Here is a 20,692-nt window from a genome sequence, read left to right as displayed (position 1 = left end):
TGCGACGACAATCCATCAAGAGAGGTACCCATGAAGGAGTAATCCATTCGCTGGCATGAAGCTTGCTGGTGTGACACTCGAATCATGGCGCGCCGCAGGGGCGGCGAAACGACAGAGGAACTCGCATGGCACTCAGTCTCGGCGCATCGAAGACAGGCAAGGCGCCTGCATCGCAAGGGATAGCACATCGCCTTGATGTCCAGCGCGCACGAGGCTGTCCCGCCGATGCCGAGACTCCCGTTCGCCCTGCTGCCATCCCGCCGCCTGATCTGCGTGACAGACACCCCCTCGATGCCATCACCTTGCGCATCGCTACCTGCGCTGACCTCGAGGAGGCGTTGCCATCCGTGCTGAGAGAGCTGCTGGACATGCTGAACGGCTGTCCTGAAAGCGGCACGGCGCTCTCCGCGACTGGCGAACTCTGTGTCGTGCATCGCGCACCCGGTCAGGCGACCCATGCGGTGATTTCCCCTGTCGGTCTCGCTCTGTCAGCCGCTGCGCGTGAGAGATTGCAGGAGGTCGTCTGGGATATCAGTCGCGATCCCGGCGCCCGACAGCAGGTGTCTGACATGGACGGCACGCCAGGTGGCGTGCTGATCGCCCTCACGGACGCCACTGATAGAGGGGAGACGGGCAGAGGGGAAACAGGCAAAGGGGCGACGGGCGATGACTGGTTGTGGCTTGGAGAGCCGACAGCCGCAGTCATCGAATCAGGGCTGGCGAACGTCGTCATCAATACCCTGAGCCGTGGCCTGGCGTTGCATCACCAGCAACAGGCGCGTCATGCCGAAGACACGAAATCAGCGGTGGCGCAGGCCCTGAAGAACGAACGCCGACAACTGGCGGCGGAGCTGCACGACACCCTCGCCCAGGAATTGAGTTATCTGCAGATGCAGAGCGCACGCCTGACACGTGCCGCCCGTCATGCGCCACAGGAGGTGCAGGCACTGGCTGAGGAGGTGCATACCCAGGCCCGCCGCGCCTTCCGCCAGACCCGTGAACTGATCAATGGCGCGCACGCCACCTGGGGAGACGCGCCGCTTGCCTGTGTGCTGGAGGCCTTGATCGAGGAATTCGAGACCCGTTCCAGCATGGTGTTCGAGCTCGACAATCGCATCCAGTCACTGCACCTCCCCGATGCCCTGTCCCTGCAGGTGATGTTCATCGTGCGCGAAGCGATGACCAACAGCGTGCGTCATGCCAGGGCCACCCACCTGCGCCTGCAACTGCTCTATCAGTCTTCAGGACCGCAGCCGGCGGCGCGGGTGTTGCTGACCATCGAGGACAACGGCTGCGGGTTCGATCCCGCCGAGATCCCCGCCGCGCATTTCGGACTGGGCATCATGCAGGATCGCGCACGCCACCTCGGGGCCGAGTTCGCCATCACCCAGCCTCGCCAGGGCGGTACCCGCGTGACACTGAGCTGGGAGCGCCGCGACACATGACCGCGACACGACAGACACCCTCGACGCACCCGACACGTCATACACTCCCGACAAGAGTGGTACTCGTCGACGACCATCCGCTGTTTCGGCGCGGGCTTGCCGAGCTCTTGAGTGAAGGTGGCCTGTTCGAGGTCGTGGCCGACTTCGATGATGGTGCGCATCTGCTCGAGCGCCTCCCCATCCTCGCCCCCGAGCTGGTGATCGTCGACTGGCAGATGCCGCAGCTTGATGGCCTGACCCTGATGCGCCATCTCAAGCAGCGTGATGCCGCTCTCAAGGTCGTACTGCTGACCGCCTCCGACGACAGCCGTCACCTGCTGGATGCCATCCAGCAAGGGGCGGATGGCTACCTGATGAAGGACACCGCCCCCGAACGCATTCTCGAGCGCCTGCAGGCCGTCATCGACGGCAAGCTGGGGTTGGAGGAAGAGACCTTGCTGCTGCTGGCCAGGCGCCTGCAGCAGGACCACCGCCAGCGCTCGGCACGCGAACATGCATCGCCGGAGGGTGGCGTTCCCACGCCGGGTCCGGGCGCGCCGCTGATCGAGGCGAAAGACGCTGCCCTGGCTGACGGCATGGCTGAGGCCGAGACGGCGGACTGGCATCGCGGCCTGACCGAGCGTGAGCGCGATACCCTCAAATGGATCGGGCGCGGCCTCAGCAACAAGCTGATCGCGCGCGAGCTGGGCATCAGTGACAGCACGGTGAAGGTCTACGTCAAGAATCTGCTGCGCAAGCTGGATCTGCATTCGCGACTGGAGCTGGCCGCCTGGGTCTACGCCCACCCGCTGACGCCAGCGAGAGATGCCACCCGAGCGCCCGCCGAGGACGCGACAAGCGCCAAAGAGGCCATGACACGGGCCGAAAAGGAGAGCCTGAGATGATGCGCTTTCTCGAACAGTTCGCCTCCGCCTCGACTGCCTCGCCCTTCAGCGCACAGGCGATTCTCGACAGCCTGAGTGATGCCGTGGTCGTGGTGGATGCTGACAGCACGCTGCTCTATGCCTCGCGTGGCTGGCAGGCCCTGAGCGGACACCTGCCGGAAAGTCAGCGGGACATCACAAAAGCCATCTCCCGAGGGCAGACCACGGAGCTGGTCGCGCCCCCTCAACGCCTGCGGGAAGCACTGCACCCCGCAGATCACGCCCGCTGGGACGTGCTCGCCCGCCACGTGTCACGCCGTGAGCGGCCTGACTGCTGGCGATTGCGCATCCTCGGGCCGGACCACCACTATCGCTGGTGTGAAGTCCGTAGCCAGTCGCTCTCGCTGGCCTCGCCCTGGCCCGCCACGCTCACACTGCATGACATCAGCGAGCGCGTGCAGCAGGAGCAGATCGACGCCGCCAACCTGCGCAGCCTGACGCGCCTGATCAAGGGCCTGCCCGCGATGGTCTATCGCGCGCGCAACAACCGCCACTGGTCGATGGAGTACATCAGTGACGGCTGCCTGGCCATCACCGGACTCAGCCCGCGCGACCTGCTCGATCATCCCTCCCTCACCTACGGCGACATGATCCACCCCGAGGATGCCGACCGCGTGTGGGACCAGGTACAGGCCGCCCTTCAGGCACACACGCCCTTCACCCTTGCCTACCGCATTCGTCACCGCGATGGCGACGTGCGCCGGGTACAGGAAAAGGGCCATGGCATCTATTCACCTGACGGCACGCCACTGGCCGTGGAAGGCATCATCTTCGCCGTCGACACCTCGGACCTGGCAGGGGATTCTGCATGATCCGGTGGGTATGGCACCGGCATCGCATACTCCTTTATGGCTACCCTTTCCGAGCAATGTGCAGCCAGGTCACATCTCGCTAGCCTGTTTCGTTGTCAGTGTTTCTCGACGTCATCACGTCACGAAACCTCAGGTAACGCATCAAGACACAACAAGAACAGGATGGTATCCATGACCCAACGTATCGCGATCATCGGCGCAGGCCCCAGTGGACTGGCTCAATTGCGCGCCTTTCAATCCGCAGCCGACAAGGGCATCGAGATCCCCGAGATTGTCTGTTACGAGAAGCAGGATGACTGGGGTGGTCTGTGGAATTACAGCTGGCGCACCGGCCTGGATGCCCACGGTGAGCCGGTCCACGGCAGCATGTATCGCTACCTGTGGTCGAATGGTCCCAAGGAGTGTCTCGAGTTCGCCGACTACTCCTTTGAAGAACATTTCGGGCGCCCTATCGCCTCCTACCCGCCGCGCGCCGTGCTGTTCGACTACATCAAGGGGCGTGTCGAGAAGGCTGGCGTGCGCAAGTACATTCGCTTCGGCTGTCCGGTCCGTCAGGTCACCTTCGATGAGACTACCCAGCAATTCACGGTCAGCGTGCATGATCAGGCGCTCGATCTGGTGACCAGCGAAGAATTCGATCACGTCATCGTGGCTTCCGGGCATTTCTCGACTCCGAACGTGCCGGAATTCCCCGGTTTCGCGACCTTCAATGGCCGCATTCTGCATGCGCATGATTTCCGCGATGCACTGGAATTCAAGGGCAAGGATCTGCTGTTGCTCGGCAGCAGCTATTCCGCGGAGGACATCGGCTCGCAGTGCTACAAATACGGTGCGCGCAGCATCACCACCAGCTACCGCACCGCCCCGATGGGCTTCAAATGGCCGGACAACTGGGAAGAGAAGCCGCTGCTGGTGAAGGTCGATCGCGATACCGCCTATTTCAGTGACGGCAGCCACAAGCGAGTCGATGCCATCATCCTGTGCACCGGCTATCTGCATCACTTCCCGTTCCTCGAGGAGTCGCTGCGCCTCAAGACTGCCAACCGCATGTGGCCGCTGGGGCTCTACAAGGGCGTAGTGTGGGAAGAGAATCCGCGCCTGTTCTATCTCGGCATGCAGGACCAGTGGTACACCTTCAACATGTTCGATGCCCAGGCCTGGTGGGTGCGCGATGCGATTCTCGGCACCCAGACACTGCCGGCGAAAGCGGCGATGCAAGCCGATAGCCAGGCATGGCGCGAGCGTGAGGAAACGCTGGATAGCGACGAGGCGATGATCGTCTTCCAGGGTGACTACGTGAAATCGCTGATCAGCGAGACCGACTACCCGAGCTTCGATATCGATGGCGTGAATCGTACCTTCCTCGAGTGGGAGCATCACAAGCACGAGAACATCATGACCTTCCGCGATCACGGCTATCGCTCCTTGATGACCGGCACCCTGGCGCCCAGACATCACACGCCGTGGCTTGAGGCGATGGATGACTCGCTGGAAGCCTATCTGGCCCAGCCGGCCGAGGCGCCATCCGACGAGGAGTCAGCTGCTCAGGCGACGACCACGCCGCTGGCCTCCTGACGCTTTCTGGTCACCTGACGCTCTTGTGAGAAGGAGCTGCACCTACGACTCGCCAGGCACCAGGCGGAGGGGCTCCCTCCGCCTTTTCATGGCCAGAAACATCAACAAAAACTCATATAGACTCGCATTCATGCAACGCATGTCTTTCGCTGGCGATTGAACGCCTCATTTTCCCGACACCTCACAAGGACGCCCGATCACCATGCGCATCACGCTCTATTTCCTGATCTCGACCCTGTGCGAAATCGGCTGGGCCACGGGCCTGAAGGTCGCCGACACTCCCCTGGAATGGGCGCTGACGGTGCTGCTGGTCATCATCAGCCTGAGTCTGGTCACCCAGATCGCCAGGACACTGCCCGCCAGCACCACCTACGCCATCTTCGTCGGCCTGGGCACGCTGGGGACGGTGGTGACTGATCTGCTGTTCTTCGAGCTCGAGTTCCAGTGGTCCACGCTGGGCTTCGTGGTGCTGATGCTGATCGGCATCATCGTGCTCAAGACGGCCCCCGGCGCGCCCGGCCGCAAGCGGACTCACGCAAGTGCCACACCACAGGCCACCGTCAGTGAATGAGCAGGAGGGATGACATGGATTGGGTCTATCTGATCGCCGCCGGCTGCTGTGAAGTCGTCGGCGTCACCGGTTTCAATCAATACGCCAACCACCGCCGCCGACGGGGTGTGCTGCTGGTCGCGCTGGGCTTCAGCGCCTCCTTGAGCCTGCTGTATCTGGCCATGGACACCATCAGCCTGGGCATCGCCTATGCCGTATTCTCCGGCATCGGCACCGTGGTCAGCGCCATCATCGGGGTGCTGTTCTGGCGAGAGCATTTCTCGTTTCGCCGCATGGCCTGCATCGGCCTCATCGTGCTGTCGATCGTCGGCCTCAACCTGACAGGCGGACATTGATCATTGCCATTCGTGCAATGGCCAATTGCCGTCAGGTGCCTTTTTCTGTCTTTGGCAGTGCACTAGCCTCTCGGGCAACATTCGTGATCATGCCATTCAGGAGTCTTGCCATGAGCCTGTCCTTCTACGCCGTCAGTCACGAGCGCGGCTTCTCTCCCACGCCCCTGCCCATCTGGACGGACAACGGTGACGTGTCTGACCTCTTCGAGCCCAAGGCGACACCCGAGGTGGTCCGTCAGGAGGTCGAGGGTGTCCCGGGCGCCTTCCAGCTGCTCAATGTGCTGACGCCTGCCGAGGCCGACAACTTCGTCGCCACTCTGGAGGAAATGGGCTTCGAGGAGGATGCGCCCGTCTCCCTGCCGCGTTCGGTCCGCCACAACCACAACGTCAACTGGGTCGTCAGTGACGCCATCGATCAGGTCATCTGGGCGCGCTCGGCGCCGCTGGTGACCGAGCAGATCCAGGGCGAGGGCGCAAAAGGCATCAATGCGCGCTTTCGTGTCTATCGCTACGAGGCCGGTGACTTCTTCAAGCCGCATACCGATGGTGCCTGGCCGGGCAGTCGCGTCATCAATGGCGAGATCGTCCAGGACGCCTATCCGGGCCGGATGAGCCAGTACACCTTCCTCATCTTCCTGAGCGATGGCTATACCGGCGGGCGCACCGAGTTTCTGGTCAGCCGTCGCGACCCCGAAAGGCCTGCCCAGTCACGGGACGACATCCAGACAGTCTCGATCGCAACGCCCAAGGGCGGCGTGCTGTGCTTCCCGCATGGCTCGCACCCGCAGCACTGCGTGCACGCAGGCGAGCCGATCCGCGATGGTGCCAAGTACATCATCCGCAGCGATATTCTCTACTGATGACCACCTGCCGAGAACCTGCTAGCGACCGGCCAGCCGCTCGCGGCGGGCGAGCAGGAAGTCGACCCAGGCACGCACGCGCGGGTTGTGCTGATTCTCGCGCGCGAAGACGACATGGATGCCAGTGTCGAAATCCGACGACGTGACCTGATGGTCCTCCAGCACCGCCACGAGGCGTCCTTGGTCCAGTTCTTCACGGATGGCCCAGAGCGGTTGCACCACGACACCAGCTCCCTCGAGGGCTGCCTGGGTCAGAATGTCGGCGTTGTTGGTGCGCAACGCGCGTGCTCGCGCCGAGATGCGGTGCTCCCGCTCACCCTGCACCAGCCGCCAGTGATGATTGGCGGTGGTATAGCTGAAGGTCAGCAGGCGGTGCCGCTCCAGGTCCTCAGGCTGACGAATGGGCGGCTGGGCACTGAGATAGGACGGCGCCGCGGCCAGCACGAAACGCTGGTCACTGATGTGCCGTGCGATCAGACTCGAGTCTTCCAGATGGCCGATGCGGATGGCGACATCGAACTGCTCCTCGATCAGATCCACGCGCTGATCACTGCTGACGATATCCAGCGCCACCTCGGGGTAGCACCGCATGAATTCACTCACCAGCGGCGCAAGATAGAGGCGCGAATATCGCCACGGCACCGAGATGCGCAGCGGCCCTGCGACTCGCTCACTCAGCGTCTCGAGCTCATCCGTCAATTGAGCCACCTCGCCCAGGATGGCACGGAAACGGATCACGGCTCGCTCCCCGGCAGGCGAAAGCCGCACATGGCGCGTGGTGCGCACCAGCAACGGCTCGCCCAGCTGTCGCTCCAGATGATTGACGTGACGCGTCGCCGTGGAACTGGCGATCTCCAGCTCACGCGCAGCCGCATTGAAGCTCTGATGCTCCGCCACCTTGAGGAAGGTGCGCAGTCGTTGGGTCAGTTCGTTCATGGCTCTCCACAGTGAATCCGCCTTTCACGTCGACACCGGACCTTGCGCCCGATGGCATTCGCCGATGCCGAGCATAACACCCTCGCCATCCGGGCTTCGCAGCGGCCACTTTCACTTGAGGCGGCTTTGCATATTAGCGGTTGCCTAACGCTTGTCTGCCACGGATACTGTATATAAATACAGCCATGACAGGAGAGCTTTCCATGACCGCATCTGCCCCCCTTGCCACTCACGAGACGTTGGCTCGCCCTCATCCCGCTCCTGCGCCATGTGAGCTGCCATACCCCCACATCACGGGGCGTGCGGGAATTTCCGGCTTTCCGTCACCGGCCGAGGATTACGCTGGCCGGACATTGGATCTCAATGAGCGGCTGATCAAGCGTCCGGCAGCGACCTTCTTCATGACGGTGGCAGGTGACAGCATGGAAGGCTTCGGCATCTACGAGAATGACACCCTGGTTGTGGATCGCTCCATCGACGCCCGCCCCGGACATATCGTGGTGGCGCTGGTCGAGGGCGAGGTGGTGGTCAAGCGCTACGAACTGATCGGCCAGCGGCCGTATCTGTGCTCCGGCAATGCCCTGTATCCGCCGGTGGCTATCGTCGATCTCGAGTGTCAGGTCTGGGGGGTGGTGCGCTCCGTCATCCACGAATACTCGGTATGAGCGCGCCGATGATCGGGCTGGTCGACTGCAACAACTTCTACGCCAGCTGTGAGCGAGTCTTTGATCCGCGCCTGGAAGGCCGCCCCGTGGGGGTGATGTCCAACAATGACGGCTGCGTGATCGCGCGCTCTCAGGAACTCAAGGCGCTGGGCATCGAGATGGGGACCCCGGCCTTCCAGCTGCAATCCCTGGTACGCGAGGGTCGCATCCACCTGCTCTCCTCGAACTATGAGCTGTATGGCGACATGTCGGCGCGCGTGCGCGACGTGCTGGAGGAATACAGCGCGGGGGTCGAACCCTACTCCATCGACGAGATGTTCGTGCGCTTCGATGGCTTTGACCGCAACGCGATGCTGGCGCTGAGTCGTACCCTGCACCGCAATGTGCGCAAGTTCACCGGCATCCCGGTATGTGTCGGCGTGGCCCCCACTCGTACCCTGGCCAAGCTGGCCAACCGTACCGCCAAGAAGCGGCCGGAATTCGGCGGTGTCTGCGTGCTGGAACCTGCCGAAGTCGGCACCCAGCGCCTGCTGGAAGACACACCGCTGGGCGATGTCTGGGGCGTGGGCCATCGCCTGGTCGAACGGCTGGCACTGCAAGGGCTGCATACCGCCTGGGACCTGCGCTGTGCGGACCCGCGCGCCATCGGTCAGCGCTATTCCGTCGTGCTGGAGCGCACCGTGCGCGAGTTGCAAGGCACGCCCTGCTTCGAGATGAACGACCCCGATGATGCCCGTCAGCGCATCATGACCTCACGCTCCTTCGGCCGCATGACCGATGACATGAATGAGCTCAAGGATGCCATTCGCCAGCACGCTCAGCGCGGCGCCGAGAAGCTGCGCCATCAGGGCAGCCAGACACGTGCCGTGCTGGTCTTCCTCAAGAGCAACCGCCACCGCCCGGATCTCCCGCAATACTCGCCCAGCACCATCATCGAACTCCCCGAACCGACCAGCGACAGCCGCGAGATACTCGCCGCCGCCCATCAGGCGCTCGAGCGTATCTATCTGCGCGGCTATCGCTTCATGAAGGCAGGCGTGATGCTGCTGGACCTCATCGACCAGCCCCGAGAGCAGCTCTCGTTGCTCGACAGCGAAGCCGATATCGCCAGACGAGAACGCAACCAGCAGCTGATGGCGACACTGGATGCGATGAATCAGAAGATGGGTCGTGGCACCGTGCGTCTGGGCGTCGCGCGCCCGGATGCCGCCTGGCAGCTGCGCTGCGCGCATCGCAGCTCACGCTATACCACCCGCTGGCAGGAGCTGAAGCGACTGGGGAGCCCCCCTCGGCTCCCTACAACGTCAGGCGCGACGCAAGAAACTCGACAAAGGCACTGATACGGGGCGAGAGCGTGCTGTTGCGGTAGTACACCGCCTGGATCAGCTCACGCGGATTGGGCGACTGGACCTGCCCCGGCAGCACTTCCACCAGAGCGCCCGACGCCAGGTCATCGGCGAGCATGAAGCGGGAGATCAGCGCGATGCCGTGGCCGGCCAGGCATAGCTGGCGCATGACTTCACCGCTGGAGGTGGAAAGGTGCGGCGTCGTTTCCAGCTCCCGGGGCGCACCCTTGAGTGGCCAGCGATTCAGGCGACTGGGCGGCAGGAACCCCAGCAGGCGATGCGCCGCCAGCGCCGCGACGCTCGTCGGCGTGCCATGCCTTGCCAGATAAGCGGGGCTGGCGACCAGGTGCAGGGTCGAGCGCCCCAGTACCTTGGCATGCAGGGTCGAATCCTCGAGCTCGCCGATGCGAATGGCGACATCGGTGCGCTGCTCCAGCAAATTGATGATGTCGTCACCCGCCGAAAGCTCCAGGGAAATGCCGGGATAGCGACGTTCGAACTCTCCCACCAGCGGCACCAGCTGATGCAGGACGAAAGGACTGGCGGCATCGACCCGCAGACGGCCGCTGGGTTGATCACGCTGCTGACGCAAGACGTCTTCGGCCTCGCTCAACTGCTGCAGCCCTTCCCTGATGCGCTCGACGAAAGCACGCCCCTCGTCCGTCAGGGCGACGCTGCGAGTGGTACGAGTCAACAGCGGTGTCTCAAGCTCGCTTTCCAGCCGCTGGATGGCCCGTGACACCTTGGCCACGGGCACATCCCGCTGCTTGGCGGCAGCACTGAACCCTCCGCTGTCGACCACCGCCAGCAACCATTCAAGGTCTTGTGAGCGACTGCGCATGATGAAACTTCTCCCAGAAGACGATGGCCCTTGTCAGACCTTGATGACCCCTTTTTCGGCCCGTATCTTTGCAGAAATCGCAATGATCGGCACCTGTCAGGCACTTCTTGCACCACAGTCACGCACCGCTTCCAAGCGATCACGCCATGGCCTTCCGTGCTCAGTTCCTGCCTCGCCGGCTCTCGCCGGGGCGCAGCATGCGCACCCGGGCCTTGGGAGTACGACGTGGCAGCATCGGCGGCTCGGGGGGCTGGTCGATCTTCATAGAGGCCTCAAGCTTGCTGAGCCCCACTGAGCCCCCCAGGGTGGTGGCGAATTCAGCGTCACCCTGCTCGCGCTGATTGTCTGAGGGCGTACCCGACGTGCGGGGTCCACCACTCGCTGACAGGTCCGGTGGCGGGATGATGACCCAGGCGAAGGTCGGCAGCGTCAGATTCCAGTAGATGGCCGGAAGTCGAATCATCAATACCATCACGATGGCCGCGCCTGTCGCCCAGGCAAGCGGCATCCCGAGCTCGAGCAGCGCGATATAGAGAATCCCGCCCGCCAGCGACGCCGAGGCGTAGATTTCCTGACGCAGCACCATCGGCACGCGGCGCGCCAGTACATCCCGGATCATGCCGCCTGCCACGCCACTCATGGTGCCCATCACCACGACAACGATGCCGTCTACCCCCATCGTGCGGGCCTTGTGAGCGCCCAGCACGGTGAACAGCGCAAGGCCGAAGGCATCCGTCACGGGCAGAAAGACCCGCGTCAGGCGGTGAATGTAGTGAAAGCCCAATGTCGCCACGCCCACCGTGAGCAGGATCACCCAGAGATAGATCGGCTGCTCGACCCAGAACACCGGCCTGATGCCCAGCACCAGATCACGCAGGGTGCCGCCGCCGATACCGGTCACGGCGCCGAGCACCAGCATGCCGATCGGGTCCATCCGCGAACGACAGGCCACGACGACGCCTGTCAGCGCGAAGATCATCACACCGGCCAGGTCCAGCCAGGTTATCCAGTTCATACCCATAGCATCCTCAGACGTCGAAACTGACATTCATGCGCCACACGCGAGCGTGATGGCCGTTCATTCAGCGGCCAGTCCGCGACGCGCCGTCACGCTGGGTGCCTCACCGAAACGCTGTTGATAGGCACGAGAAAAGTGCGCCAGATGGGTGAATCCCGTGGCAAAGGCCGCCTGGGAGACACTGACCCGACTGTCGGCGAGCACCCGCTGCGCATGATCCAGACGCATGCCGAGATAGCATTGCTTGGGTGTCTCGCCGAATTGCGCCACGAACAGGCGCGTCAGCTGGCGCTGTGACTGCCCCGCGAGCCGGCAGACCACCGGAATGGGCAGGGCCTGGGCAAGATTGGCCTCCATCACCGCCAGCGCCCGCACGACACTGCGCGGCAACGACGAATCGCGCGGAGTCGGGCTCTCCACGTTCACGGCCGTGCGCTGGTGCATGATCTGACGTCCCACGGCATCGGCCAGCGAAGGGCCATAGAGCCGCTCGATCCAGGCCAGCATCATGTCGATGCTGGCCGCCCCGCCGGAGCCGGTCAGACGCTCACCCTGCCATTCATAAGGGGCCGAGCTGACGTCCAGCTCAGGAAACTCCTGCTGAAAGGCCGGCACGCTTTCCCAGTGCAATGCGACCGGATGCCCCGCCAGCACACCGGCCCGCGCCAGAATGAAGGGGGCAGTATCCAGTCCCCCCAGCCAGGCACCATGGGCCGCCAGCCAGCGCAGCACGGCACGCGACTCACTGTCGACACTCGCTTCTGGCTCATAGGACGACACCACCATCAGGCGCATCCGGGCCATGGATGCCGAGGCCTGTTCACACACCGCTTCCGGTGCCTGCCGGGGCTCCCCCGTCATCAGCTGATCGAGGCGACCATCGACATCGATACGGACCCCATTGCTGGCCACCACCGCCTCACCATCCGCTGACAACAGCCGCCAGGCGAACAGATCCCGCCCGAAGCGATTGGCGACCCTCAAGGGCTCGAGCAGGCAGAACAGCGTCAACATCGAGAAGCGCGGTACCAGCCAGACATTCAGCGTATTCTCGGCGGCGCCGGGCGCCAGCACGGGCGGTGAATCCGGCCGCGGGTAGGGATGCGCGCCAGTGTTCAAGGGCTTCATGTCCAGCGCGGTCGGGGTATCAGGCATATGGCGATTTTCATCAATCCTTCGGCGGTTTTCATCAAACGATAATGACATTGGGGAAAAGAGACCAGTGACCCGTGCAGAATCACGGCTTTCGATCGTCTGTCACCTGCCATCATCGCATCGCGTCTGATGACATAACGCATCACTCAAGCCACGCGAGTGATTCCATATGGCATCAGAACATCGACCTTGGGCGTAGCGACCTTAGGCGAAAACTCAATAAAAACCCATTGAATTCAGTGGCTTGAAAAGAGGAAGAAACTGGCATGCCATTTGCTATCCATCATGACAGGAGACGCCAACCAGCGCCCTTCCCCATGTCATCCAGGACAGGATATCGCCATGAGCATCGCCAGCTTCAAATCCGCCCACCGCCTGATAACGGGCCAACAGGCCTCATCACGCCTCAGTGAAGAAATCCTTCGCCTGGGCATGCGCTGCCCGATGGTGGTCACCGACCCCGGTGTGCTGGGGTCGGGTACCCTCAAGCCGATCACGGATCAGCTCGATGTACTGAAGGCCAATGGCCAGCTGACCCATTACCGCATCTTCAGCGAGGTCAGTGCCGAGCCGGAAGTGCACATCGTGGAGGACTGCATGAGCGTCTACCTCGAGGCGCAGTGCGATGGCCTGATCGCGCTGGGTGGCGGCAGCGCCATGGACATCGCCAAATGCGTGGCGGTGTACGCCACCCATGACGGCGATCTGGAAAGCCTGTTCGGGGAAGACAAGGCCCGTGTGCGTGGTGCACCGCTGATCGCGATGCCGACCACGGCAGGCACCGGCTCCGAAGTCACCAACATCGGCATTCTGTCTGACACCGAAGCACGCATGAAGAAAGGTATCGTGAATGACTACCTGCTGCCGGACGTCGCCATCGTCGCCCCGGAGCTGACGGTCAGCTGTCCCCGCCATGTCACTGCCGCCAGCGGCGTCGATGCTCTGGTGCATGCCATCGAGGCCTATCTGTCCAACTTCGCCACGCCCATCACCGATGCGCTGGCCATCAAGGCCATGCGCCTGATCATCAAGGCATTGCCCAAGGCCTATGCCAATCCCGGCAATCTCGAGGCGCGTGAAGCCATGGCCACGGGGAGTCTGCTGGCAGGCATGGCCTTCGGCAATGCGGGGGTCGGTGCGGTCCACGCCCTGGCCTACCCGCTGGGCGGGCGCTACCACCTGCCCCATGGCGTGACCAACGCCCTGCTGCTGCCGCATGTGATGCGCTGGAATGCGCTGGCCTGCGTCGAACGCTTCCGGGATATCGCTGAGGCACTGGATACTGCGCATCATGCACTCAAGGATGAGGCCGCGGCTGAACTGGTCGTCGAGCGCCTGCACCAGCTGTGCCGAGACGTGGACATCCCCAGTGGCCTGCGCCATTTCGACATTTCCGAAAAGGATATTCCTTCGCTTGCGGCAGATGCCGTCAAGGTGGAACGCCTGCTGCGCAACAATCCGCGCCAACTGACCCAGCACGACATCGAGTGCATCTATCGCGCCGCCTGGTGAAGCCCGCCAGGCATGAGCACTGCCCCTTCTCGTGAACACCATCTCCACCCCAGGTGAAGATGAATAACGATAACAACAGGAACGCCATCATGAGCCACTGGAAAACCCGCCAACCCGGAGAGGAAAGCCCCTACTACGCCCTGGGGCCTTTCAAGATTCGCCTGCCCTTCCTGCACTACCGATTCGAGCTGCCCGACTATCTGCAGGGACTTCTGATGTGCGCGGTGGATCTCGCCGCCATCCCGCTGATGACGGAGCTGCTGGGCATGCCGTTTGAAGCCGCCCTGGCCATCGTGATGCTCAACGGGCTGCTGTATCTCGTTCACCATCTGCTGGGCGACCCGGTCATTCCCGGTTGGATCACGCCGGCCATCCCTCTGCTGATGGCCTATGTGGCCACCTTCCCCGAGGGCGAGACGCGGGTGCATGCCCTGATCGCCTTCCAGCTGATGCTCGGGATACTGGCCATCGTGCTCGGGCGAACGGGGCTGGCCAGCAAGGTGGTCAACCTGATTCCCTCTGCCATCAAGGCCGGCATCATCATGGGGGCAGGCCTGGCCGCGATCAGCGTGGTCTTCAAGGAAGGCGGACGCTTCGACACCTATCCCATCACCATCAGCATCGCCGTGGGTCTGGCGTTCTACATCATCTTCTCGCGCCACTTCGCAAGGCTGAAGACCTCGAATCCGTTCTGGGGCAACCTGGGCAAGCTGGGGATCTTCCCGATCATCCTGCTGGCGATCATCGTCGCACCGCTGGTCGGCGAGGCCGCCTGGCCTGACGTGCAGTGGGGCTTCAGTCAGCCGGACTTCGTGACCATGTTCAGCCAGTACACCGTCTTTGGCGTGGGCTTGCCGCCGCTGTCGATGTTCCTGACCGCCCTGCCCACCGTACTGGCCGCCTATATCGTGCTGTTCGGCGATGTCCTGCAATCCAAGGCGCTGGTCGAGGAAGCCGATGAGTCACGGCCTGACGAGAAGATCGACTACGACGCCAACCGTGCCCACATGATCTTCGGTGGCCGCAATACGCTGATGAGCCTGTTCGGTCCGGACGTCACCATGTGCGGGCCGCTGTGGGCCGCCATGCAGGTCGTCGTGGTCGAGCGCTACAAGGAAGGCAAGCAGGCGATGCACTCGCTGTTCGGGGGCTCAGGCTCCTTCCGCTGGGGCACGAATACCGGCCTGCTGTTGCTGCCCATCGTCAGTCTGGTCCAGCCCATTCTGGGGATCGCGCTGGCACTGACCCTGTTGATCCAGGGCTATGTCAGCGTGCGACTGGGGATTCTCGAAGCCCGCAGCCAGCGTGACCTCGGCATTGCCGGCGTGATCGCCGCCGTTCTGGTGATCAAGGGCGCCGCCTGGGCCTTCGGAATCGGGATCGCCCTGTGCCTGTTGATCTACGGCAAGCGCTTCTTCTCGGGGGAAAACGACGAGACCTTCAGCCGCGATCTCGGCAAGGGCGATATCGACGCTCCCGCCAGTGACGTGACGCCAACCGTTTCCACGACATCCTCGCATTGACGTATCGTTACCCCATGGCCCCCCGCCGCCTGAGCGCGCGGGGGCTTCTGTCAGGGGAACCCTCAATGCAGAACGTGGAACAGGATCTCAAGCTGGAAGCGGCGCTGGCACTGCTGGAACGTCAGTCACTGGAGGCCGTCGAGGTCATCGACACCCGCGGCGAGGTGATCGGCGTCTTGACGCGCCAGGAAGTGGAATCCGCCGCCGAGCGCAAGGAACGCCTCGCCCGGTCGAATCAGCGCACCCTCGCCGCCGGGCCGGACGGCCCACCGGACACCGCCACGGACCTGCTGGCCGAGGTTCCGGTGCAGCGAGTGCTGGATGCCTTGCACGACGGGGTCTACATCACCGACGCCCTCGGGGTGACCGTGGCCATCAACCAGGCCTATGAGCGCATCACGGGGCTCAAGCGCAGCGATGTGCTGGGCCGGCACATGCAGGAACTGGTGCGCAGGGGCTATATCTCCAAGTCGGTCTCTCTGGAGGTCATCCGGGACGGCAAGCCCGTCACTCTGGTCCAGAGCCTGCACGATGGCCGCAAGATCCTGGTCAGTGGCCTGCCCATGCACGCGCGGGATGGCGCCTTGAGTCACGTCGTCACCAGCGTGCGTGATATCACCGAATTGCTGCGCGCCAAGCATGCCCAGGAACAGCTTCGCCAGCTGCACTCCCTGCACGAGACCTACAGCGTCAACGCCGGTACCGACGAGCAGGCACTGGAACTCGTCACCAGCGAGGCCACGGCCGCTTGCTTCGCGCTGGCAGAACGCGTGGCCGCCACCGATGTGAAGGTCCTGATCCAGGGCGAGACGGGCACGGGCAAGACATTGCTGGCCCGCTACCTTCACGAGCACAGCGAACGCTCTGCCGGCGTGTTTCTGGAACTCAACTGTGCCGCCCTGCCCGAAGGACTGCTGGAGGCGGAACTGTTCGGCTATGCGCCCGGGGCCTTCACCGGTGCCAATGCCCGGGGAAAACAGGGGCTGTTGGATGTGGCCAATGGTGGCACGCTGTTTCTCGACGAGATTGGCGACCTGCCACTCTCGCTGCAGGCCAAGCTGCTGAAGGTCGTCGAGGAGCAACGTTTCATGCCCGTGGGAGGAACCGAACTCAGGCGGACCAACCTGCGCCTGCTGACCGCGTCACATCATGACCTGGCCGCTCGCGTGAGGGAGGGGCGCTTCCGCGAAGACCTCTATTATCGCCTCAGCGTCGTCCCCATCACGCTGCCCCCGCTTCGCGAGCGCCGTGGTGAGGTCATCCCGCTGCTACGCCACTATCTGGGTCACTTCTGCCAACGCCATGCCCGCGTTCGCCACTTCGATCCCGAGGTGCTGGAACTGCTGGCCTCGCATCAGTGGCCGGGCAACATCCGTGAGCTGATCAACCTGGTCGAGCGACTGGTCGTCACCACCCATCATACGCTCATCACCACGGACATGCTGCCCGCCGAATGCCTGGGGCCAGGCGGTCTCGCGGCCCCCTCTGCCGCTGCGACGATACCTGCCGGAGTGCGCGAGAACCACGCCACACTCACGCAATGCACCCAGGCCCTGGAGCGGGAACTGATCCACCGGGCGCTCGAGCGACATGCCACGACGCGTGCTGCCGCTTCCTCGCTGGGCATCAATCAATCGACACTGGTCAAGAAGATGCAGAAGTACGCCATCAGGCGTCAGCAGTGACCGGGGTCTCGGGCAGCGAGCGAGGTGACAGCACGCAGCGGTCCCTGCCTCTGGCCTTGGCGTGATAGAGCGCTTCATCCGCCTGATTCAGGATATTCTCGAAGTCGTAATCCTCCCCGCTGCCAGCGGCGGAGACCCCCACGCTGATGGTGACGATCCCCTGCTGCGGATTGCCCGCATGCGGTAGCGCCAGTCCGCTGACATGCTCGCGAATCTCCTCCGCTCGCGCCAGCGCCGCTTGCGGGGAGCAGGATGGCAGAAGCACCACGAACTCCTCCCCCCCGAAACGCGCCACGATGTCGACATCGGGGTGCACGCTTTCGAAGATGGCCGTCGCGATGCGCTTGAGGCAGACATCGCCTTTCACGTGACCGTAGTGATCGTTGTAGGCCTTGAACTGATCGACATCGATCATGGCGACGCCGTACTGGAGTCGGCGATCGACCTGCTTGCCGATGAGGGAACTCACCAGGCTGTCGAAGTGGCGGCGGTTGTAGACTTCCGTCAGGGGGTCGATGGAGGCAAGTCGCCGAAACTCTTCATTCTTCTCCGTGAACTCCTCGACCCGCAACTGCTCGCGCAGCAGCAACAGGTAGGAAAGCCGCTCGGCCTTCTCGCTGCGCAGATTGGAGATGATGGAAAACAGCGTGATGGAGAAGAACACCATCAACGCCATGAACCCTGCCGACTCATAGGGGGCAGGATGGGCGGTGACCAGGTACAGCATCACGCAGAAATGGAAGGCCGAGGAACATAGGGCGTACCAGAAACGCAGCTGGAACAGGACATTTCCCACCAGCACGATGAGCCCGAGCGCGAACAGATCCAGAAAGGAATGCGGTGACACTGACAACTGGATCAACAGGGCCGTGAAGATCATCGCGAAGCACACGAGAGCGGTCATCAGCATCTCGCGCAACACCGGCGTCACACCGCGCTTGAGCAGGTAGATGCAGAGCAACGCGATGGGCGTCATCACTCCGACCCGGATGATGATGGCTTCCAGCATGTGATCCGGCCGAAAGCGCCAGTCATTGATCAGAAACAGCACATAGATGCTGATCGCCACCGCCCCCATGCAGACAAGCTTGTGACTGCGCTCTGCGTGGATGTCCCGCTCGAACCGCGCCTCGATCTCGTCCGGGAAATCGATACCCAGCCCGCCGTTGCGGTGTATCTGCCTGTCCACCTGTACCATCAGATCATTCATCCACGCCCCCTCCCTTGAGGACAGTCAATCAATGATCACACTCTATACAAGGCGACACCGGTGAATAAGGCATGAGGGCCAAACGTGACAATCGTTCACGCTTGTCAAACGATTGTCCAAATATTCGAGACCACGGACATTGCCCCCACGCCCCGGCGGGTGGGACGAGGCGACGGGGTCCCTCCCGTCTCGCTCGTCACCCGTGATTCTCCCCCTGCAGGCGACAATCGGCAGTGCGCCCTCAGCGATCGGCAGGCGATGAAAAGCGCCACGGCGCGGCAATCCGGAAGAAGCGACGCGTGACGGCCTCGTCCACGGGACGCGTGATCAGCGAGACCAGCACGAAGACCGGCAGATTGAGCATCAGGCCCCAGAAACCGGCGTGAATCCCGAGCGGATGCGGCCAGACGATGGTCAACAGCACCGTGACGACAAAGCCGGCGCAGATGCCTGCAGACACCCCGGCGGCCGAGGCACGCGGCCAGAAGAACATGCCGAGAAACGCCGGCAGCACCTGGGAGGCAAAGCCCAGCCCGATCAGCAGGATCATCACCAGATTGCCCGGTTCGATGATGGCCAGCGGCGCGATGATCAGAAACATCACCGGGAAGATCAGCCACCGTGCCCATTGGCCGGCGCGTGCATCACTGAGCTTGAGCCCGGGCTGCAGCACATCCCGACTCAGGCTCAGGGCTACCGAATGGATGAAGGGCTCGCTGGAGGACATCGAGGCAGCCAGCGTCCCCGCCCCCAGCAGCCCCACCAGCCAGACCGGCATGTTGGCCATCGCGTACTCCAGCACCACCGTATCGGCACGCTCAAGCTCGGGCAGGCTGAAGATGCCGATGAAGCCCACCACCACCAGCGGCAGGATCACCACGTAGTAGGTCGGCAGCCAGCTGGCGCTGCGGCGGATAGTCTGCGCGGAGGAGGCGCTCATCCATTGCGTCCACACCGGCGGCATGAAGGACAGCATCGAGACGATGATCGAGGTGGTCCAGAAGCTGAAGCTCATGTCGCCCCCCGCCCCCGGCAGGCGGAGATACTCGGGATGTGAACGCTCGAGGCGCTCGAACACTCCGCTGAAGCCCCACTCCCCCGTGGCCAGGTGCGCCGCCCACAGGCCGATGACCCATGCCACCACCACCATCAGCACGCCCTGGAAGACATTGGTACGCCCGATGGCGCGCTGACCACTGACGAACAGATACACGGCGATCGCCGCAAGTACCAGCAGCACGCCGGCCCACAGCGGGATACGCCCGCCGCTCATCACCAGCAGGATGTAGGCCGAGCCGATGGTCTGCAGCACCGCATAGGCCACCGAGGCGATCGACATCACCAGCGCCGAGAGCGCGCCGAGTGCGGGGCTCTGATAGCGATCCGCGATCGCGCTTGCCTGGGTGACATGCCCGAACTGCTCACCGAACTTCCACACCTTGGGCCCGAAGTACCAGGCCACCAGCGCCAGATAGGCCAGATAGATCGCGACATAGAAGACCGGCACTCCCTTGCTGTAGGCCCAGCCCGGCGCGCCCATGAAGGTGTAGGCACTCACGCTGCCCGCCGCGATCAACAGATAGAGTGTCATCGGCCCCATCGAGCGGCCGGCCACACCCCACTGCTCCAGCGAATCCATGCGTCGGCCGCCGCGCGCGCCCAAGCCGATCAGCATCGCCAGCGCGATATAGCCCAGAGTCATCATCAGCGGCACGCTGCCCTGCCAGGACGTGAGGGTCAGTGACTCACTCATGTGACGCCCTCTCATCCTCGCGCGGTGCGCCATCCTCCTCATCCGGCAACAGACGATTGCCCAGCAGCATGGCCCCGCTGCAGGCGAAGATGATCAGGTAGCTCCAGAGGATCAACGACGGCATGCCCCACAGCGAGCTCTGCTGATTGACCCAGCCGATCACCGGCCAGATACCCAGCGCGATCAACAGCAGAAAGACCGCCAAGAGACTCCAGCCCCGCCAGCTGGCAGGCATGACGACGCATGGCAGGCGTGACGTGGAGGCAACCTCGCCGGTGTCCGGCGCGGAGGAAGGAGAGGAAGACGACGAGGTGTCAGGCGTAGCCAAGACAAGCTCCGATATGAACAGGGAGTGAATGAAAAATCTCGGCGCGCAGTGTAGCCGCTTGAAGCGCGGCTGGGGAGTTGCCATGAGGGTAAAAGGTCTGACCGCCGGGGATGTCAGTGGCCGTGCTCGATCTCCTCATCCGGTCAGAGTCAGGGCAGAGTCCGGTCATGCGGATGCGATGAGTCTCCACCAGCGCTGA

At 63.2% G+C, this 20,692-nt stretch carries 19 protein-coding genes; 12 read left to right on the top strand and 7 right to left on the bottom strand.

The window, feature by feature from the left end; genetic code table 11:
* The first annotated feature begins 125 nt into the window (after positions 1-125).
* The 7 genes from OW493_RS09090 (at position 126) to OW493_RS09055 (ending at position 6,521) form a co-directional block, all read left to right on the top strand.
* Positions 126-1,445: a histidine kinase gene (locus OW493_RS09090; protein WP_289863917.1), complete on the top strand. Its 1,320-nt coding sequence runs from the start codon at positions 126-128 to the stop codon at positions 1,443-1,445.
* A complete protein-coding gene (locus OW493_RS17210; RefSeq protein WP_354670145.1) occupies positions 1,442-2,329 on the top strand; it encodes a response regulator transcription factor in 888 nt (295 codons plus the stop codon). The genes OW493_RS09090 and OW493_RS17210 overlap by 4 nt, the downstream gene beginning before the upstream one ends.
* Entirely contained in the window at positions 2,326-3,180 is an 855-nt protein-coding gene (locus OW493_RS09075) for a PAS domain-containing protein (protein ID WP_084208445.1), read from the top strand. Before OW493_RS17210 ends, OW493_RS09075 begins: the two co-directional genes overlap by 4 nt.
* A 171-nt stretch (positions 3,181-3,351) precedes the next feature.
* Complete coding sequence (locus OW493_RS09070) at positions 3,352-4,755, top strand: NAD(P)/FAD-dependent oxidoreductase (RefSeq protein WP_136939270.1); 1,404 nt, start codon at positions 3,352-3,354, stop codon at positions 4,753-4,755.
* Between the two features lie 202 nt (positions 4,756-4,957).
* Positions 4,958-5,326: an SMR family transporter gene (locus OW493_RS09065; protein WP_289863916.1), complete on the top strand. Its 369-nt coding sequence runs from the start codon at positions 4,958-4,960 to the stop codon at positions 5,324-5,326.
* Between the two features lie 14 nt (positions 5,327-5,340).
* The gene (locus OW493_RS09060) at positions 5,341-5,661 is read left to right on the top strand and encodes a multidrug efflux SMR transporter (RefSeq protein WP_136939268.1); all 321 of its coding nucleotides are present in this window, start codon (positions 5,341-5,343) and stop codon (positions 5,659-5,661) included.
* Between the two features lie 110 nt (positions 5,662-5,771).
* A complete protein-coding gene (locus OW493_RS09055; protein ID WP_289863915.1) occupies positions 5,772-6,521 on the top strand; it encodes a 2OG-Fe(II) oxygenase in 750 nt (249 codons plus the stop codon).
* A 21-nt stretch (positions 6,522-6,542) separates the two neighbouring features.
* Here the strand turns inward: OW493_RS09055 and OW493_RS09050 are convergent, their stop codons facing one another.
* Positions 6,543-7,457, bottom strand: coding sequence for a LysR family transcriptional regulator (locus tag OW493_RS09050; RefSeq protein ID WP_289863914.1), 915 nt, complete (start codon positions 7,455-7,457; stop codon positions 6,543-6,545).
* 203 nt (positions 7,458-7,660) lie between these two features.
* Between OW493_RS09050 and umuD the strand changes: the two genes are divergently transcribed.
* The gene (gene umuD, locus OW493_RS09045; protein ID WP_284728943.1) at positions 7,661-8,122 is read left to right on the top strand and encodes a translesion error-prone DNA polymerase V autoproteolytic subunit; all 462 of its coding nucleotides are present in this window, start codon (positions 7,661-7,663) and stop codon (positions 8,120-8,122) included.
* A gap of 8 nt (positions 8,123-8,130) precedes the next feature.
* Positions 8,131-9,462: a Y-family DNA polymerase gene (locus OW493_RS09040; protein WP_141391801.1), complete on the top strand. Its 1,332-nt coding sequence runs from the start codon at positions 8,131-8,133 to the stop codon at positions 9,460-9,462.
* Here the strand turns inward: OW493_RS09040 and OW493_RS09035 are convergent.
* From OW493_RS09035 to OW493_RS09025, 3 genes are all read right to left on the bottom strand, one after another.
* A complete protein-coding gene (locus tag OW493_RS09035; protein WP_136939265.1) occupies positions 9,419-10,309 on the bottom strand; it encodes a LysR substrate-binding domain-containing protein in 891 nt (296 codons plus the stop codon). The two genes, OW493_RS09040 and OW493_RS09035, sit on opposite strands and share 44 nt — an antisense overlap.
* A gap of 160 nt (positions 10,310-10,469) precedes the next feature.
* On the bottom strand, positions 10,470-11,324 hold the full coding sequence (locus tag OW493_RS09030; protein WP_289863913.1) for a trimeric intracellular cation channel family protein: 855 nt from the start codon (positions 11,322-11,324) through the stop codon (positions 10,470-10,472).
* A 63-nt stretch (positions 11,325-11,387) separates the two neighbouring features.
* The gene (locus OW493_RS09025; RefSeq protein WP_289863912.1) at positions 11,388-12,482 is read right to left on the bottom strand and encodes a helix-turn-helix domain-containing protein; all 1,095 of its coding nucleotides are present in this window, start codon (positions 12,480-12,482) and stop codon (positions 11,388-11,390) included.
* A 342-nt stretch (positions 12,483-12,824) separates the two neighbouring features.
* Between OW493_RS09025 and OW493_RS09020 the strand changes: the two genes are divergently transcribed.
* From OW493_RS09020 to OW493_RS09010, 3 genes are all read left to right on the top strand, one after another.
* A complete protein-coding gene (locus tag OW493_RS09020; RefSeq protein ID WP_077371205.1) occupies positions 12,825-13,994 on the top strand; it encodes an iron-containing alcohol dehydrogenase in 1,170 nt (389 codons plus the stop codon).
* Positions 13,995-14,083: 89 nt separating this feature from the next.
* Positions 14,084-15,517, top strand: a complete 1,434-nt coding sequence (locus OW493_RS09015; protein WP_077371203.1) for a hypothetical protein — start codon at positions 14,084-14,086, stop codon at positions 15,515-15,517.
* 65 nt (positions 15,518-15,582) lie between these two features.
* Positions 15,583-17,202, top strand: coding sequence for a sigma 54-interacting transcriptional regulator (locus OW493_RS09010; protein WP_289863911.1), 1,620 nt, complete (start codon positions 15,583-15,585; stop codon positions 17,200-17,202).
* Here the strand turns inward: OW493_RS09010 and OW493_RS09005 are convergent.
* From OW493_RS09005 to OW493_RS08995, 3 genes are all read right to left on the bottom strand, one after another.
* Complete coding sequence (locus OW493_RS09005) at positions 17,186-18,412, bottom strand: diguanylate cyclase (protein WP_084208434.1); 1,227 nt, start codon at positions 18,410-18,412, stop codon at positions 17,186-17,188. The two genes, OW493_RS09010 and OW493_RS09005, sit on opposite strands and share 17 nt — an antisense overlap.
* A 241-nt stretch (positions 18,413-18,653) precedes the next feature.
* On the bottom strand, positions 18,654-20,165 hold the full coding sequence (locus OW493_RS09000; protein ID WP_084208433.1) for a sodium:solute symporter family protein: 1,512 nt from the start codon (positions 20,163-20,165) through the stop codon (positions 18,654-18,656).
* Positions 20,158-20,493 (bottom strand): hypothetical protein, encoded by a 336-nt coding sequence (locus OW493_RS08995; RefSeq protein WP_240499702.1) that lies wholly within the window; start codon positions 20,491-20,493, stop codon positions 20,158-20,160. Before OW493_RS08995 ends, OW493_RS09000 begins: the two co-directional genes overlap by 8 nt.
* Positions 20,494-20,692: the final 199 nt, after the last annotated feature.

This window comes from Cobetia sp. 14N.309.X.WAT.E.A4, assembly GCF_030397495.1.
Classification (GTDB): Bacteria; Pseudomonadota; Gammaproteobacteria; order Pseudomonadales; family Halomonadaceae; genus Cobetia; species Cobetia marina.
This window is presented reverse-complemented; position numbering and strand designations above follow the sequence as displayed.

Coding starts and splice junctions, on each gene's coding strand:
- OW493_RS09000 (WP_084208433.1), bottom strand. CDS start 20,165: ATGAGTGAGTCACTGACCCTCACGTCCTGGCAGGGCAGCGTGCCGCTG.
- OW493_RS09015 (WP_077371203.1), top strand. CDS start 14,084: ATGAGCCACTGGAAAACCCGCCAACCCGGAGAGGAAAGCCCCTACTAC.
- OW493_RS09010 (WP_289863911.1), top strand. CDS start 15,583: ATGCAGAACGTGGAACAGGATCTCAAGCTGGAAGCGGCGCTGGCACTG.
- OW493_RS09065 (WP_289863916.1), top strand. CDS start 4,958: ATGCGCATCACGCTCTATTTCCTGATCTCGACCCTGTGCGAAATCGGC.
- OW493_RS09020 (WP_077371205.1), top strand. CDS start 12,825: ATGAGCATCGCCAGCTTCAAATCCGCCCACCGCCTGATAACGGGCCAA.
- OW493_RS09035 (WP_136939265.1), bottom strand. CDS start 10,309: ATGCGCAGTCGCTCACAAGACCTTGAATGGTTGCTGGCGGTGGTCGAC.
- OW493_RS09090 (WP_289863917.1), top strand. CDS start 126: ATGGCACTCAGTCTCGGCGCATCGAAGACAGGCAAGGCGCCTGCATCG.
- OW493_RS09070 (WP_136939270.1), top strand. CDS start 3,352: ATGACCCAACGTATCGCGATCATCGGCGCAGGCCCCAGTGGACTGGCT.
- OW493_RS09055 (WP_289863915.1), top strand. CDS start 5,772: ATGAGCCTGTCCTTCTACGCCGTCAGTCACGAGCGCGGCTTCTCTCCC.
- OW493_RS09075 (WP_084208445.1), top strand. CDS start 2,326: ATGATGCGCTTTCTCGAACAGTTCGCCTCCGCCTCGACTGCCTCGCCC.
- OW493_RS09050 (WP_289863914.1), bottom strand. CDS start 7,457: ATGAACGAACTGACCCAACGACTGCGCACCTTCCTCAAGGTGGCGGAG.
- OW493_RS09025 (WP_289863912.1), bottom strand. CDS start 12,482: ATGCCTGATACCCCGACCGCGCTGGACATGAAGCCCTTGAACACTGGC.
- OW493_RS09005 (WP_084208434.1), bottom strand. CDS start 18,412: ATGAATGATCTGATGGTACAGGTGGACAGGCAGATACACCGCAACGGC.
- umuD (WP_284728943.1), top strand. CDS start 7,661: ATGACCGCATCTGCCCCCCTTGCCACTCACGAGACGTTGGCTCGCCCT.
- OW493_RS09060 (WP_136939268.1), top strand. CDS start 5,341: ATGGATTGGGTCTATCTGATCGCCGCCGGCTGCTGTGAAGTCGTCGGC.
- OW493_RS09040 (WP_141391801.1), top strand. CDS start 8,131: ATGATCGGGCTGGTCGACTGCAACAACTTCTACGCCAGCTGTGAGCGA.
- OW493_RS09030 (WP_289863913.1), bottom strand. CDS start 11,324: ATGAACTGGATAACCTGGCTGGACCTGGCCGGTGTGATGATCTTCGCG.
- OW493_RS17210 (WP_354670145.1), top strand. CDS start 1,442: ATGACCGCGACACGACAGACACCCTCGACGCACCCGACACGTCATACA.